Here is a 15,141-nt window from a genome sequence, read left to right as displayed (position 1 = left end):
CCCCGTCGATACCCTGCAAGCTCCTGAACATCACCGGCCGCAGCAGGCCAGGAGTGCCGCATCATGAGTGGTCATCGCTCGTATTTCAATCTGGGGTTTGGCGCCTGTCTGGCGGTTTCGCTGTCGGCGGTGGCGGCCGAGGTCCCAACCGTTCACGTCTACAACTGGTATGACTACATCGGCCCGAACACCCTGCATGACTTCAAGCGTGACACCGGTATCCAGCCCGTCTACGACACCTTCGACAGCGCCGAAGTGCTCGAAGGCAAACTGTTGACCAGCCGCAGTGGCTACGACGTGGTGGTGGCCAGCAACTTCAGCCTGCCGACGCTGATCAAGGCCGGCGCCCTGGCGCCGCTGCCCCGCGCTGATATGCCTGATTTCAAGAACATGGACAGCGACCTGCTGGCGAAACTGGCCCACAACGATCCGGGTAACCAGTACGCCGTGCCGTATCTGTGGGGCACCAACGGCATCGGCTACAACATCGACAAAGTGCGGGCGGTACTTGGCGACAAAGCGCCGGTGGATTCCTGGGACCTGGTGTTCAAGGAAGAAAACCTGGCCAAACTCGGCGAATGCGGCGTGGCGATGCTCGACTCGCCGTCGGAAATGCTCCCGGTCGCCCTGCACTACCTTGGCCTGCCGCCCAACAGCACCAACCCCGAGGATTACAAGAAGGCCGAAGCGTTGCTACTCAAACTGCGCCCGCATATCGCCTACTTCAATTCGTCGAAATTCATCAGTGATCTGTCCAACGGCAATATCTGTGTGGCGGTCGGTTGGTCCGGCGCGATGCTGGAAGCCAAGGCGACCGCCGAGCAAGCCGGCAACGGCGTGAAGATCGCCTACAGCTTGCCCAAGGAAGGCGCGCCGGTGTGGTTCGACACGCTGGTGTTGCTCAAGGACGCGCCGCATCCCCAACAAGGGTTGGCTTTCATCGATTACCTGATGCGCGCCGAGGTCATCGCCCCGGTCAGCAATCACCTCAACTACCCCAATGGCAACCGCAATGCCACGGCGCTGGTGGCTGAGGCGACCCGCAACAACCCTGCGGTCTACCCGTCAGCCGCAGCCCTGGCCACTTTGTTCACTCTGCAACCTTTGCCGCCGGCTACCGAACGGGTACGGACGCGGATCTGGAGCAAGGTCAAGAACGGTCAATAACCCACGCCCCACCTTTCCACCCGCGACTTCTGAAGATGAGAAAACCGATGAAACCACGTGCCCGCGACCTGAACATTCGATTCGGCCAACTGCAACCCGGCCCGCTCAACGCCATTACCGACGTGCCCGGTGTACGGGTCGGCCACAGCAATGTGCGAGGACGCACCGCCAAGGGTCGCGACATCCTCACCGGGGTAACCGTGATTGAACCGCGTGCCGGTTCCACCAGCCAGCAACCGTGTTTCGCCGGGGTCCATGTGCTCAATGGCAATGGCGACGCCACGGGGCTTGAATGGATCCGCGAGGCCGGTTTGCTGACCAGCCCGATCGCCTTCACCAACACCCATAGCCTGGGCGTCGTGCGCGATGCGCTGATCGCCGTGGACCGTGAGCAGCAACCAGACGACGGCAGGCTCTACTGGAACATGCCGGTGGTGCTGGAAACCTATGACGGTTTGCTCAACGACATCAACGGCTTTCACGTGAAACCCGAGCACGTCGCCGAAGCCGTGCGCAGTGCCAAGAGCGGCCCTGTGACAGAAGGCAATGTCGGCGGTGGCAGCGGCATGATCTGCCACGAATTCAAGGGGGGCATCGGCACCGCCTCGCGGCGCTTGAGCGATGCCCAGGGTGGCTGGACGGTGGGTGCCATCGTGCAGGCCAACCACGGCATCCGGCAGGAATTGCGCGTCGATGGCTACCCGGTCGGGCGCTACATGGATCAGGTCGACTCGCCGTTTCTCAAGGCCGCGTTGCCGCATCCGGGCATGGGTTCCATCGTCGTCTGCCTGGCCACCGATGCGCCGTTGCTGCCGCACCAGTGCACTCGGCTGGCGCAGCGTGCCAGCCTCGGCCTTGCCCGCACCGGCGGCGGCAATGAAGACCACAGTGGCGACATCTTCATCGCCTTCGCCACCGGCAACCAGCACGTGCCCCCGGCGGCGTACGAGCGTAAAAAAGCCGCCACCACTGATGGTCTGTGCATGGTCAACAACGACCACATCAGCGAGCTGTTCCTGGCCGCGACCGAAGCCGTGGAAGAAGCCATCATCAATGCCGTACTGGCCGCCGAAACCGCCGAAGGCAATGGTCACGCGGTGCCGGGGCTGGATGCCGAAACGTTGCTGCAAGCACTGCGTCGGGCCGGGTGGCCGGGGGACGCGACTAGTGGTACTTGAGTGAAACACTTGGTCTTTCTAGGATGAAGTTACGCAGCCGCTTGTTTGCTCAACAAGCCGTTGCGTAAGCGGTGAGTGCACTGAACCCCTACAAGCTCACTGCTTGCTTCATGCGCATCTTGAGCCTCAATGGCTCTACTTCCTCCCCATCAAAGAGCTTTGAGGCTCTTTTTTTACCTCCACAATCACCACTTTACCCTGTGGGAGCTGGCTTGCCAGCGATGGCGGTGGGTCAGTCAATCAATGTGTCGGCCGATACTCAGTCATCGCTGGCAAGCCAGCTCCCACAGAGTGCTGTGTCATGCCTGGAGAGCTCGATCAGACCAGGCGCAGTCGTGGACCGCTGGTCGGCACTGCGTCGTCGCCCAACCGCTCACGCACGAACGCATGGGCCTTGAACGTCAACTGATCGAGGTGCCGGTCGCGCTGTTTTTCCGCATCGACCATCGCCCGCTTGCCGTGTTTTTGCAGCAAATACGTATGAATCTGCCGCACCTCCAGCGAGCTGTAGATCGGTGCCACATCCAGCAGCGCCATCAAGCCGTCGCTGCCATGGTCACGGGTGTTCATCAGTACCTGGGTCGCGCGCACGCCTATCACCTGAAAACCCATCGCTTCGAAGTACGGCACCTTGGCCACCGCGCAGGTCAGTTCGGCGTGCGGATAACGGCCGACCATTTCCCGCAGCATCCGGCGCGCAATGCCCTGGCGCCGATGTTCGGCCTGGACCGCCATGTACGCCACGCCGCAGGCGTCGGGATCATCCTTGACCGGCAAGTACAGCAAGAAGCCGATGATCTGGTCCGGATCGTCAGGATCGGTGGCGACGATCAACTCCACATCAATGCCCTTCGCGCCGTTCAACGCTTCCAGATAAAGGTGCACCTCGTAGCCAATCGCGTACTGATAGATGTTGTACAGCAGGTTGCTCGGCGGTATCGCGACCATGCTGATGTCGGTCAGGTTGTCGACCACCATCTGCAGGATCTGGCTGTTGATGTGCTCGGGGCACGACGTTTTGAAGTGCGTGATCTGGGGCATTGCGGGGGGTGGCTCCGGGGCGGTGTGCAGCGTTCGATGCGGGCGGACATCTTAACCCGTTCCGCGCCATTTCTGGATTCATGAACTAAGCGCATGAGTCTATAGCCGAAAACCGCATAAACCTTTTCCTGAATCCGATGGTCACTCTTGTTGATGTGAACTGCAAAAGTACCGCAGTGCACTGCACTCGCAAATTACGCAAAGGAATAGACCTGATGACGATTTCCCGACGTACATTTCTGATTGTGGGTGCAGTGACGGCGGCGAGCGTGGCACTGCCGCCGTTCATTTCTGCGCAGGCATCCGCCGCCAATGCCGCGCGGCCGGTCAAAGCCTCCGTGAAGTTCTGGGTCAATGACCAACAACGCAACCTCGACCTGGACACCCGTACGACCCTGCTCGATGCCCTGCGGGAAAACCTGCATCTGACCGGCACCAAAAAAGGCTGCGACCATGGCCAATGTGGCGCCTGCACGGTGATCGCCGATGGCCGGCGGATCAATTCGTGCCTGACATTGGCGGTCATGCACGAAGGCTCGAAGATCACCACCATCGAAGGCCTCGGCACGCCGCAAAAGCTGCACCCCATGCAAGCCGCGTTCATCAAGCACGACGGCTACCAATGCGGATACTGCACGCCGGGCCAAATCTGTTCCGCCGTCGCGGTGCTGGGAGAGATTCGTGACGGCATTCCCAGTCACGCCAGCCCCAGCCTCACCAAACCACCCCAGCTGATCGCCAGTGAAATCCAGGAACGCATGAGCGGCAACATCTGTCGTTGCGGGGCGTACTCCAACATCATCGAGGCGATCACGGAAGTCGCGGAGGCCAGCGCATGAGACCCTTTACCTACTTGCGCGCCAAATCCCCGGCTCAAGCGGCATTGCTGGCAGCCCAGGTCAGTAACGCGCGGTTCATCGCCGGTGGCACCAATCTGCTGGATCTGATGAAACTGGACATCGAAACCCCCACGCATCTGATCGATGTCAACGATGTCGGCCTCGACCGCATCGAAGTCACGGCAGAGGGTGGCTTGCGCATCGGAGCACTGGTGAGGAACACCGATCTCGCCGCCCATCCGCGGGTGCGCGAAGATTACGGCTTGCTTGCCCGCGCCCTGCTCGCCGGCGCCTCGGGGCAACTGCGCAATGTCGCCACCACTGGCGGCAACCTGTTGCAACGCACACGCTGTCCGTACTTCTACGACACGCATCAGGCCTGCAACAAGCGCCAGCCCGGCAGCGGCTGCTCGGCCATCGACGGCTTCAGCCGGCAACTGGGCATCATTGGAGTCAGCAAGGCCTGCATCGCCACCCATCCCAGCGACATGGCCGTGGCCATGCGCGCGCTCGATGCCGAGGTCGAGACGGTGAGACCCGACGGCACTATCCGCGTCATTCCCCTGGCCGATTTGCATCGATTGCCCGGCACCACACCGAACATCGAAACCACGCTGATGGCCAATGAATTGATCACCGCTGTCACCCTGCCAGCGCCGATCGGCGGTACCCACATTTATCACAAGGTTAGGGACCGGTCGTCCTACGCGTTTGCGCTCGTTTCTGTTGGCGCGATCATCCAGAGCAACGGCAGCGGACGCGTCGCCCTGGGTGGCGTGGCGCACAAGCCTTGGCGTGTCGAGAGCGCGGAGTCGGTCATGCCCCAAGGCGCGAAAGCATTCACCGAAAAGCTGCTCGCCGGCGCCACACCCACCCACGAAAACGCCTTCAAGCTGACCCTGGTCGAGCGCACGCTCGCTGCGGTGATGGCCCAAGCGAAGGAGCACGCATGAAATTCGACACGCCCGCCACCAGCAACCCGATCGACCAGATGAAAGTCATCGGCAAAGCCACTACGCGCATCGAAGGCCCACTGAAAACCACCGGCCAGGCACCCTACGCCTATGAGCATCACACCGCCGTGCCGAATCAGGCGTATGGCGTGGTGGTCGGTTCGGCCATCGCCAAGGGCCGTATTGCCTCGATGGACCTCGAGGTTGCCCAAGCGGCGCCGGGGGTGTTGGCCATTGTCACGGCGGCCAACGCCGGCAAGCTCGGCAAAGGCAAATACAACACTGCCAAATTACTCGGCGGGCCTGAAATCGAGCACTACCACCAGGCCGTCGCGTTGGTCGTAGCGCAGACCTTTGAACAGGCCCGGGCTGCAGCTGAACTGGTCAAGGTCAACTATGTACGAGCCAAGGGCGTGTTCGATCTTGCGGCAACCCGCGATTCGGCCAAACAGACCAAGGAAATGCCCGATACCGTGCATGGCGATTTCGAGGGGGCTTTCGCCGCCGCGCCGGTGCAACTGGACGCCACTTACACCACCCCCGATCAGGCCCACGCCATGATGGAACCTTTCGCCTCGATGGCTGCGTGGGACGGCGACAAACTGACCGTGTGGACCTCCAATCAGATGATTGACTGGTCCGTGACCGATCTGGCCACCACCCTCGGCATACCGAAAAAAAATGTACGGTTGATCTCGCCGTACATCGGCGGCGGTTTCGGCGGCAAGCTGTTTATCCGCTCGGACGCGGTGTTGGCGGCGCTCGGTGCGCGACTGGCCGGCCGGCCGGTGAAAGTCGCGCTCGCGCGGCCACTGATGTTCAACAATTCCACACACCGCCCCGCCACCATTCAGCGCATCCGCATTGGCGCCACGGCTGACGGCAAGATCACCGCCATGGCCCACGAAGGCTGGTCCGGTGACCTGCCGGGTGGCAAGGTCGAGCGCGCTTCGCAGCCGAGTCAATTGCTGTATGCCGGGGAAAACCGCCGGGTGTCCATGCGTTTGTCGACCCTCAACCTGCCGGAGGGCAACGCCATGCGCGCACCCGGCGAAGCGCCGGGAATGATGGCGCTGGAAATCGCCATGGACGAAATGGCGGAAAAGCTCAAGATCGACCCGGTCGAGTTTCGCATATTCAATGATACCCAGGTCGACCCGGTGAACACGCAACGGTCCTTCTCGCAGCGCCGCTTGATCGAATGCCTGCGTACGGGGACCGAGCGTTTCGGCTGGAGCAGTCGTCAGGCGCAGCCGGGCGCGCAACGCGAGGGCCGTTGGTTGATCGGCCAGGGCATGGCCGTCGCCTTTCGCAACAACCTGCTGGTGAAGTCCGGAGCCCGGGTTCGCCTGAATGATCAAGGCATCGTCACCGTCGAAACCGACATGACCGATATCGGCACCGGCAGCTACACGATCATTGCCCAGACCGCGGCAGAAATGATGGGCGTGAGCCTCGACAAAGTGCTGGTGCACCTCGGCGATTCGAGCTTTCCGGTGTCGGCCGGGTCCGGTGGTCAGTTCGGTGGCAACTGTTCGACGTCAGGGGTCTATGCGGCGTGCGTAAAACTTCGCGCAGCCGCTGCGCAACGCCTGGGCATGAAACCGGACGAGGCGACATTCGCCGATGGCGAAGTCAGTACCGGCGATAGACGTGTGCCGCTTCAAGAGGCCGCGCGAGGCGGAGAACTGGTGGCCGAGGATTCGATCGAGTTTGCCGAGCTGAGTAAAATATTCCAGCAGTCGACGTTCGGCGCGCACTTCGTTGAGGTCGCCGTCGACAGTGCCACCGGCGAAACCCGCGTGCGGAGAATGCTCGCGGTCTGTGCTGCCGGGCGCATCCTCAACCCGACTTCGGCACGCAGCCAGGTGATCGGTGCGATGACCATGGGCGTCGGTGCGGCATTGATGGAAGAACTGGCGGTCGACAAGCGCCTGGGCTTTTTCGTCAACCATGACCTGGCCGGATACGAAGTGCCGGTGCACGCCGACATCCCGCATCAGGAAGTGATTTTCCTCGAGGAGGACGATCCGGTTTCATCGCCGATGAAAGCCAAGGGCGTGGGTGAACTGGGCATCTGCGGAGTCAGCGCAGCCATCGCCAATGCGGTGTACAACGCGACGGGGATTCGCGTCCGGGACTACCCGATCACCCTCGACAAGATGCTCGACAAACTGCCGCCGATGATTTGAGCGCTGCATTTTTACAATAACGCAGCGGTCACCTTTCCTGTAGGAGCCGGCTTGCTGGCGATAGCGGCTTGACATTCAACATCTGTGTTGACTGATACACCGCCATCGCCAGCAAGCCGGCTCCTACACTCCCACAGTCAGTTGCAGCGAAGAACATTAGAAGTCGTAAGTCATCTCCGCCGACGCCACCCGCTCCTGCCCGTAATAGCAACCGAACGAGTAGTTGCAGTCCGACACGTACTCGCGGTCGAAGATGTTCTGCACGTTCAGGCGAGTTTGCAAACCACGCAGGCTTGGGTCGAGTTTGCCCATGTCATAGCTGACGGTAGCGTCATAGACGACCCAGGACGGTACGTCGAACGAGTTGGCCGCATCCCCCGGCTTGCGTCCGGTGTAGCGCGCGCCGGCGCCAAAGGTCAGGCCATTGAGGGTGGCCTGGGTGAAGTGATAGTCGATCCACATCGACGCTGAAACCGGCGATTGGGCTTCGTTGCGGTGGCCTTCGTTGCCCCAGGTGTCCTTGGTGTAGAACGAGTCCATGTAGCTGGCGGCGGCCAGGATATCGACGTTGTCGATGCTGGATTTGACTTCCAGCTCGACGCCGCGCGAACGCATCTCTCCGCCCTGGGACATGTACTCCGGATAGTCGTCATCGCCGGTCAGCACGTTCTTCTGTTTGATCTCATACACCGATGCGGTGATCAGGGTCTGCTCGAACGGCTGGTACTTCACACCCACTTCGTATTGCTGACCCTCGGTCGGCTCAAAGGCCTTGCCGCCACGCTCAGGCGCCCCGGTGCCGATTGTCGGCAGGAACGACTCGGAATAGCTGACATAGGGCGCCAGGCCGAAATCAGTGACATAGGTCAGGCCGACACGCCCGGTGAACTTGTTGTCGCGTTTGGATTCACGGGTCGACGCCAGCAAATCCTTGTTGTCGATTTCCGCCCAGTCCTGGCGGCCACCGATGGTCAGGATCCACTGGTCCAGTTTGATCTGGTCCTGCAGATACACACCCGTCTGGCGCAAGGTGTTGTCCCATTGGGTGGTGAGCGTTGGCGTCACGCTGCTGGTGTCGTAGTTGTTCTTGCCATACAGGTTGACCGGCAACACGTTGTTGGCGTTGTAGCCGTCGTACTTGCGGGTGAAATGCCGATAGTCCACCCCCGCCAGCGTAGTGTGCTCCAGGGCACCGGTGTTGAATGTGTATTCGAGGTTGTTATCGACGGTCCAGGCGATGTTGTGCTGGTGCCAGTCGACCTTGGCGCGGTTGGCCCGGGTGTAATCGGTCACGCCGGCATCAGTGACGAAACTGCGCAAGTAAAAGCCCTTGTAGCGGTCGCGCACGTCGGTGTAACGCGCCGTGGAGCGGTATTTCAGGTCTTCGCTGAAGTTGTGGCTGAAGTCATATCCGAAGATGTACTGGTCACGTTTGTAATCGTTGAAGTCAGTGTCACCGGAGAAAAAGTCGCGATTGATTTTCTCGCCGTCAGGGCCGCGGTTGAGCGAACCGATCCGTGGCAGCGACTGATAATCGGGCACGCCGTCATCGCGCTGGACCTGCGCCAGCACCGTCAGGAAGGTGTCCTCGGTCGGCGCCCAGGTCAGGCTCGGCGCCAGCAGCATACGTTCACTGCTGTTGTGCTCGACTTGTTCGCCACCCTTGTTGGCGACGCCAATCAGGCGATAGGTGAACTGCTTCTGCTCGTCGATCGGGCCGCTGGTGTCGAAGGCACCGTTGACCCGGTCGTAACTGCCCGCCCCCAGTTTGACCTGGCTGCGCTGCTCGGTGGTCGGACGCTTGGAGACCATGTTGATCAGCCCGCCGGGCTGGTTCTGCCCATAGAGTACCGACGACGGCCCCTTGAGCACTTCGATGCGCTCCAGGGTATAGGGATCGATTTGCGGCGCGCCGCCGAGGCTGCCGGCGTAAGGGATGTATGCGCCATCGAAGTACAGCGGCGTCGGTGCGAAACCCCGGCTGGTGATTTCATCGGCAATCGAGTTGCGGTCGGTGTAACCGCCCGTGTTCACTCCCGGCGTGTATCGCAAGGCCTGGGTCAGGTTGCGGGCGCCCTGGGCTTCGACCTGGTCGGCGGTGACCACGTTGATGGTCTGCGGGATTTCCAGAATCGGCGTGTCCGTCTTGGTGCCCGTGGCACTGCGGGTCGCGACGAAGCCGTCCACCGGGCCGTAAGCGGACTCCACCACAGCGCCGGAAATGCTGGTGGCCCCCAGTTGCAGCGCCGCGCCATCACCCACCACCGGCAGCAGCGAATAGCTGCCGTTGTCGTGACGCACGGCCTGCAACTTGCTCCCGGCGAGCAACTGACGCAGCCCCGCCTCCACCGAATAACGCCCTTGCAGCCCCGCGGTGCTCTGACCATTGGCAGAAGCCGGCTCGAACGACACGGTCACCCCGGCGATGCCGGCAAACTGGGTCAATGCCGCGCCCAGCGGACCTGGCGGGATATCGAATTCGGCTTCAGTGCTGGTTTGCGCCCACGCTGGTTGTGCCACGATCGCCATGCCCAACGGGACGACCAGCGCCATACCGAGCAATGCGGCATGCACGGCGCGACTCAAGGGTCTGACAGTTGGCTCAATTGCAGAAATGCTCAATAGGGAATTGCGAGGGGTCATGCAGTTTCCTTTCGCCCGTGTGGCAGTCAATGGCAGCGTCTAAATGCGCCTCTAACTACCAAGTCGAACGAGAATCAAAATCAATAACCCCTCCGGCAAGTTTTTTTCGGTTAATCACTCAGACCGGCTCCACACTGGCCCAGTAACGGCTGAACCGGCGAATGCGCACGGGCAAGGTCGACGTCAGGTTGTCCAGAATGGTATCGGTACTGGTCAGATGAAAAGCGCCAGAGATACGCAGTGCCGCCACCGCCGGATCACATCCCAAGTGGCCCGGACGATAGCGCTGCAGTTCGCGGACGAAGTCTTCCAGGCGCCAGTCATTGACGACCAGCATGTCGCGGGTCCAGGCATCGGATTGCGCGCTAGCTCGCTGCACGGCGTCGACGGCATCGCGGCGAAAGCTCACCTGCTGACCGGCGTCGACGCGTACCGCCGGGCCGGACAAAACCGCGCTGCGCACTTCGACCGCATGTTCCTGCACACTGACCAGTGTTTGCGCTGTGTCATGCCGCACGACAAAACGGGTGCCCAGTGCGCGGATGCTGCCTTCGGCGGTATGAACCACAAAAGGCCGCGCCGATGCGTCACGCGCTGTCTCGATCTGGATTTCGCCTTGCAGCAAACGGACTTCACGCAAGTGGGCGCTGTAGCGGATGTCCACGGCCGTCGCCGTGTTGAGTTGCAGCTGGCTGCCATCGTCCAGTCGCACCCGACGACGTTCACCGGTACCGGTGCGCTGGTCGGCCATCAAGGTTGGCAGCGGCGTGGTATTCCAGGCCAGTGTCCCGGCGGCGCCCGCCATCAACAGAATCGACAACACCTTGAGCACGTCCCGGCGTTTGGCCCGGGCGCTGGCCAGGGTCGGGCGAGCGACGGCGGGAGATAGCTGCCCAAGCTTGTCCTGCAAACGTGCGAGGCGCTCCCACGCCTGCACATGACGAGGATCACGCTCGAGCCAGCGCCGATGCGCTTCGCGCAAGCCATCGTCCGGCCCCTCGCCGCGCAAGTCGACATACCAGCGCGCAGCGGCTTCGAGGGTGGCGAAATCCAGCGGTTGTGCACGGGCCACGGTTCAGTCCTCGATCAGCAACAGGCAATGCGTCAGGGCGCGGACTGCGTGTTTCTTCACCGTGGTCACCGAGACATTAAGACGTCGACCGATCTCGACATAGCTCAGGCCATCGAGCTGGGCCAGCAGGAAAATCTCTCGAGTGCGCTCACCCAGACCGTCGAGCAAACGGTCGATTTCCATCAGGGTTTCGATGATCAGCGAACGGGTTTCCGGGGAAACCGCCACCGGCTCCGGGATGTTGGCCAGGGTTTCAAGATATGCCTGCTCCAGCGCCCGGCGACGGAACATGTCGATCATCAGGCTACGGGCGATGGTGCTCAGGTAGGCGCGCGGCTCGCGTAGCTCCTGGGTCTTGCGTTGGGTGAGCACACGAATGAAGGTGTCCTGGGCCAGATCTGCCGCGCTGTGGTTGCAGCCGAGCCGCTTGCGCAACCAGCCACACAACCAACTGTGGTGATCCTCATAAAGCGTATGCACGGCGTGTTGCAGCGAGTGGTCGGCGGAGGACATGAAAAAGGCCCGATACAGATTTATTTGATAATGACTCTCATTTTCTTCCAGGCCGACACGCTTTGGCAAGACCTCCCACGTTTGGTGAAACTCACCCCACTTCAGCGCTCGGGGGCAACTATCCGGAAACGAATGTAAATGTCATTGGAAACAACGCTGTCTGCCCATTCACCCGCACCGATCTTGAAGTCACTGCGTTTGAGCGTTAACTCGCCATCAAAAATGCCAACGGCACTTCCCGCTTTCAGCAGCACCGGCACTTCCACCTCCCGAGTGAGCCCCCGGAGAGTAAGTCTGCCGGTGATCAAATAACGGTTGCTGCCGAGGTCTTTGACCCGAGTCGACTCAAAGATTGCCTTCGGATAAGTCGCCGTGTCGAACCAGGCAGGCTTTGGAAGTTCAGTCCTGGCATCACTGTCATCCACTTCAATACTGTCGAGGTCAATGGTCAACTTCGCATGTGCATCCTGGGGATGAGTTGTATCGAAATCGAGGACCCCAACGAACTTGCTGAAGGTGCCATACACCCGTGACCCCATTTGGTTGTAAGTGAAACTGAGGGTACTGGCCGTGGGATTCACGTCGGTGTATTCGACTGCATAGGCGCAAGGAAACGCACCGAACAAAAGCACGGAGGCCAATGCAATAAAACGTGATGCTCGAGAGTTCATGGGACTCTCCGGTGTGCGGGTAAGCTGACAGTAGGTGGACTAAAGCAAAGAACCACCGTTTATGCCACCGCAAAAAACTGGCTGCCTCATGGGCAGCCCGTTTCAATGTGTCAGTTAAACGTTTACCACTGATAAGTCGCGCTCGCCTGCACTGTGCGTTGCGCCCCATACCAGCACCAGGAGTAGGAATAGCAGGACGCCACATACTCTTTGTTGGCAAGGTTACTGGCGTTCAAGGCCAGGCGCAGATTGTCCTTGAGGCTGTTGAGGGGCGGGATGTCGTAGTGCAACGAAGCATCGAACAGCGTGTAGCCCGGCACCTTCAAGGTGTTGGCCGTGTCACCCCAGGATGAACCGACGTAACGGGCACCGGCGCCGACGCCGAAACCTTTGGCGACGCCATCGTGGAAGGTGTAATCAGCCCAGGCCGAAGCCGTGTGACGCGGTACGCCATAGGTCGTGGTGCCTTTGGCGGGTACGGCCGGGCCGACGGCGATGTCGGTCAACGGTGCGTAGCTGACGGTACTGTTGGACTGGGTAATCCGGTTATCCAGATAGGCGTAGGCGGCCGTGATGTCCAGGTTGTCGTTGAGGCTGGCCTTGCCTTCGAGTTCGAAACCACGGGAGCGCACTTCACCGGTCTGTTCCTGACAGCGACCGGTACCGCAGATGTGGGTCGGGTCCGGGTCAAGTGTCGGCACGTTGCTCTGGCGCAGGTCGAAGACCGAAGCGGTGATGAAACTGTTGCTGCCCGGCGGCTGGTACTTGATGCCCACTTCGTACTGCTTGCCTTCGGTGGGTTCGAACACCGAACCGCCGTAGCCGGTGCCTGATTGCGGCTCGAACGATTCCGAGTAGCTGGCATATGGCGAGATGCCGTTGTCGAACAGGTACACCACGCCCAGGCGACCGGTGAAGGCTTCGCTTTGCAGCGAGGTCTTGGTCTTGGCGTTGGTACGCAGGTTGGTGGTGCTGTTGTTATTGTCGGCCCAGTCGTAGCGACCGCCCAAAAGCAACACCCATTTGTCCCACTTCAACTGCTCTTGCAGGTACAGGCCTTTTTGCTCGTTGCGTTGCGTGGCGTCAGAGGTGAACGCCGGTGTGGTGACTGGCGCACCGTACACCGGGTCAAAAATATCCAGGGTCGGCCCGGTGCCGAAACCGGACTTGGTGTGGGTGCTGGTGTTCTGGTAATCGGCGCCGAACAGCACCGTGTGCTGCACCGCGCCGGTGTCGAATCTGGCCTGCAACTGGTTGTCCACGGTCCAGGAATCGAGGTTCACATCTGTGGCAATGGTCGAGCGATTGGACGTACGGTAATCGGCCCGCAGATTGCTGTTGTAGATGCTGCGGTAATCGCCTTCGCTTTGCAGGTAACGCAGATTCTGGCGCACGGTCCACACGTCGTTGATGTGGTGTTCGAACAGGTAGCCAAGAGAGAAATACTCCCGGTCACTCTTCTCGAAATCCTCTTCACCGTCGTAGAAATCGACGTCGATGCTGCGCCCCAGCGGGCTGTGCAACACCGAGCCCCAGGCCGGCACCGAGCCGTACGAGGCGGCTTTCGGATCTTTCTGGAAGTGCCCGAGCAACGTCAGCGAAGTGTCATCGCTTGGACGCCAGGTGAAAGCCGACGACAGCGCCTGACGCTGGGTCTCAGTGTGTTCGAGCTGGCCGTCGGCCTCGTCGTACAGGCCGGCAACGCGATAGGAGTAAACGCCCTGATCATCCAGCGGGCCGGTGGTGTCGAAGGTCGTGCGTTTTTTGTTGAAGGTGCCGTATTCGATGCCGATCTCGTGGAACGGCGTATCCAGCGGACGCTTGCTCACCATGTTGAGCACGCCGCTGGGGCTGGCCTGCCCATAGAGCACCGAAGAAGGACCGCGCAGCACCTCTACCCGCTCCAGATCGAAGGCATCCTTTTGCGGTGAAGCATCCCGGCTACCGGGCATGCGCAAGCCGTCCAGATAAGTGGCCGGGGAGAAGCCACGAATGGTCATCTGATCCAGACGCGAAGCCGTGGAGCCGCGGGTTTCCGGCACCACCGCAGCGGTGTAGCGCAAAATCTGATTGAGGCTCTCGGCGCCTTGCGCGCGCATTTGATCCTTGGTCACCACGGAAATCGATTGCGGTGTCTCGATCAACGCCGTGTCGGTTTTGGTCCCTGACAGCGCGCGGGTTGCGACGTAGCCTGCCACCGGGCCGGTGGGGCTTTCACTTTGCCAGGCACCGTTGATATCAGTGGCGCCCAACATCAGCGTACCGGCCACTGGCTCGGGGGTCGGCTCGATGCGATAACGCGTGGCCGACAACGCGATGGCGCTCAGGCCGCTGCCCTGCAGCAATCGGCTAAGCGCCTGGGGCGCACTGAATTGACCGCTCAGGCCAGCGCTGGTTTTACCGCGCGTCAACGCCGGGTCGAACGCCAGCGTCAGGTCGGCTTGCTCGGCGAAACTGTTCAGCGCCTGGCCCAAATCCCCGGCCGGGATGGCGAAACTGCGCACTGCGCTGGTTGCGGTTTCGGGCGATGTTGGTTCAGCGGCGTGCAGGGGCACCGCGACAAAAGCCATCGCGACCGACAGCGCCAAGGGATGCAAGGGTCGAGCAAAGCGTGACATGGAAAGTCCTGTGAAATGGGGAGCGTTACTATCCATGACGGCCATGTCGAGAAAACGGACAACGAATACGAAAGATTTGCATTAAAAACTATAAACGCTAGTCTGCTGACAATGAGGGAATACCAGCCACGTTGATGTTTGCCGACACTCCGCTATCGCCAGCAAGCCGGCTCCTACAAGGGATCTGCAGCGACCAAAAATCAGCGTACGTCACCCATCTCTGTAGGAGCCGGCTTGCTGGCGATAGCGGTGTA

General features: G+C 60.9%; 11 protein-coding genes. 5 read left to right on the top strand and 6 right to left on the bottom strand.

All coding sequences use genetic code 11. The features are described from left to right. The first annotated feature begins 63 nt into the window (after positions 1-63). Complete coding sequence (locus D8U69_RS01285) at positions 64-1,167, top strand: extracellular solute-binding protein (RefSeq protein WP_130906515.1); 1,104 nt, start codon at positions 64-66, stop codon at positions 1,165-1,167. Positions 1,168-1,214: 47 nt separating this feature from the next. After that, complete coding sequence (locus tag D8U69_RS01280) at positions 1,215-2,345, top strand: P1 family peptidase (protein ID WP_056856756.1); 1,131 nt, start codon at positions 1,215-1,217, stop codon at positions 2,343-2,345. 318 nt (positions 2,346-2,663) lie between these two features. On the opposite strand, the gene D8U69_RS01275 is transcribed toward D8U69_RS01280, so the two are convergent. Further along, entirely contained in the window at positions 2,664-3,386 is a 723-nt protein-coding gene (locus tag D8U69_RS01275; protein WP_130906514.1) for a GNAT family N-acetyltransferase, read from the bottom strand. Between the two features lie 215 nt (positions 3,387-3,601). Here D8U69_RS01275 and paoA point away from each other — a divergent pair, with 215 nt between their 5' ends. Genes paoA through paoC form a run of 3 tightly spaced genes read left to right on the top strand, consistent with a single transcriptional unit; the run spans position 3,602 to position 7,370 of the window. Further along, positions 3,602-4,225, top strand: coding sequence for an aldehyde dehydrogenase iron-sulfur subunit PaoA (paoA, locus tag D8U69_RS01270; RefSeq protein WP_130906513.1), 624 nt, complete (start codon positions 3,602-3,604; stop codon positions 4,223-4,225). Further along, positions 4,222-5,178: a xanthine dehydrogenase family protein subunit M gene (locus D8U69_RS01265; protein ID WP_130906512.1), complete on the top strand. Its 957-nt coding sequence runs from the start codon at positions 4,222-4,224 to the stop codon at positions 5,176-5,178. Before paoA ends, D8U69_RS01265 begins: the two co-directional genes overlap by 4 nt. After that, positions 5,175-7,370, top strand: coding sequence for an aldehyde oxidoreductase molybdenum-binding subunit PaoC (gene paoC / locus D8U69_RS01260; RefSeq protein ID WP_130906511.1), 2,196 nt, complete (start codon positions 5,175-5,177; stop codon positions 7,368-7,370). Before D8U69_RS01265 ends, paoC begins: the two co-directional genes overlap by 4 nt. Positions 7,371-7,526: 156 nt before the next feature. Here paoC and D8U69_RS01255 read toward each other — a convergent pair whose 3' ends face one another. The 5 genes from D8U69_RS01255 to D8U69_RS01235 all read right to left on the bottom strand — a co-directional run bounded on the left by D8U69_RS01255 (position 7,527) and on the right by D8U69_RS01235 (position 14,887). After that, positions 7,527-10,013: a TonB-dependent siderophore receptor gene (locus D8U69_RS01255; protein WP_130906510.1), complete on the bottom strand. Its 2,487-nt coding sequence runs from the start codon at positions 10,011-10,013 to the stop codon at positions 7,527-7,529. 118 nt (positions 10,014-10,131) lie between these two features. After that, positions 10,132-11,085 carry a FecR domain-containing protein gene (locus tag D8U69_RS01250; protein WP_130906509.1) on the bottom strand — a complete coding sequence of 318 codons (954 nt, stop codon included), beginning with the start codon at positions 11,083-11,085 and terminating at the stop codon, positions 10,132-10,134. A gap of 3 nt (positions 11,086-11,088) precedes the next feature. Further along, entirely contained in the window at positions 11,089-11,598 is a 510-nt protein-coding gene (locus D8U69_RS01245; protein ID WP_056856914.1) for a sigma-70 family RNA polymerase sigma factor, read from the bottom strand. A 101-nt stretch (positions 11,599-11,699) separates the two neighbouring features. Beyond that, positions 11,700-12,269, bottom strand: coding sequence for a YceI family protein (locus D8U69_RS01240; RefSeq protein ID WP_130906508.1), 570 nt, complete (start codon positions 12,267-12,269; stop codon positions 11,700-11,702). Positions 12,270-12,391: 122 nt separating this feature from the next. Beyond that, complete coding sequence (locus D8U69_RS01235; RefSeq protein WP_130906507.1) at positions 12,392-14,887, bottom strand: TonB-dependent siderophore receptor; 2,496 nt, start codon at positions 14,885-14,887, stop codon at positions 12,392-12,394. Between the last annotated feature and the right edge of the window lie 254 nt (positions 14,888-15,141).

The organism is Pseudomonas sp. Sample_16 (assembly GCF_004307665.1).
Classification (GTDB): Bacteria; Pseudomonadota; Gammaproteobacteria; order Pseudomonadales; family Pseudomonadaceae; genus Aquipseudomonas.
This window is presented reverse-complemented; position numbering and strand designations above follow the sequence as displayed.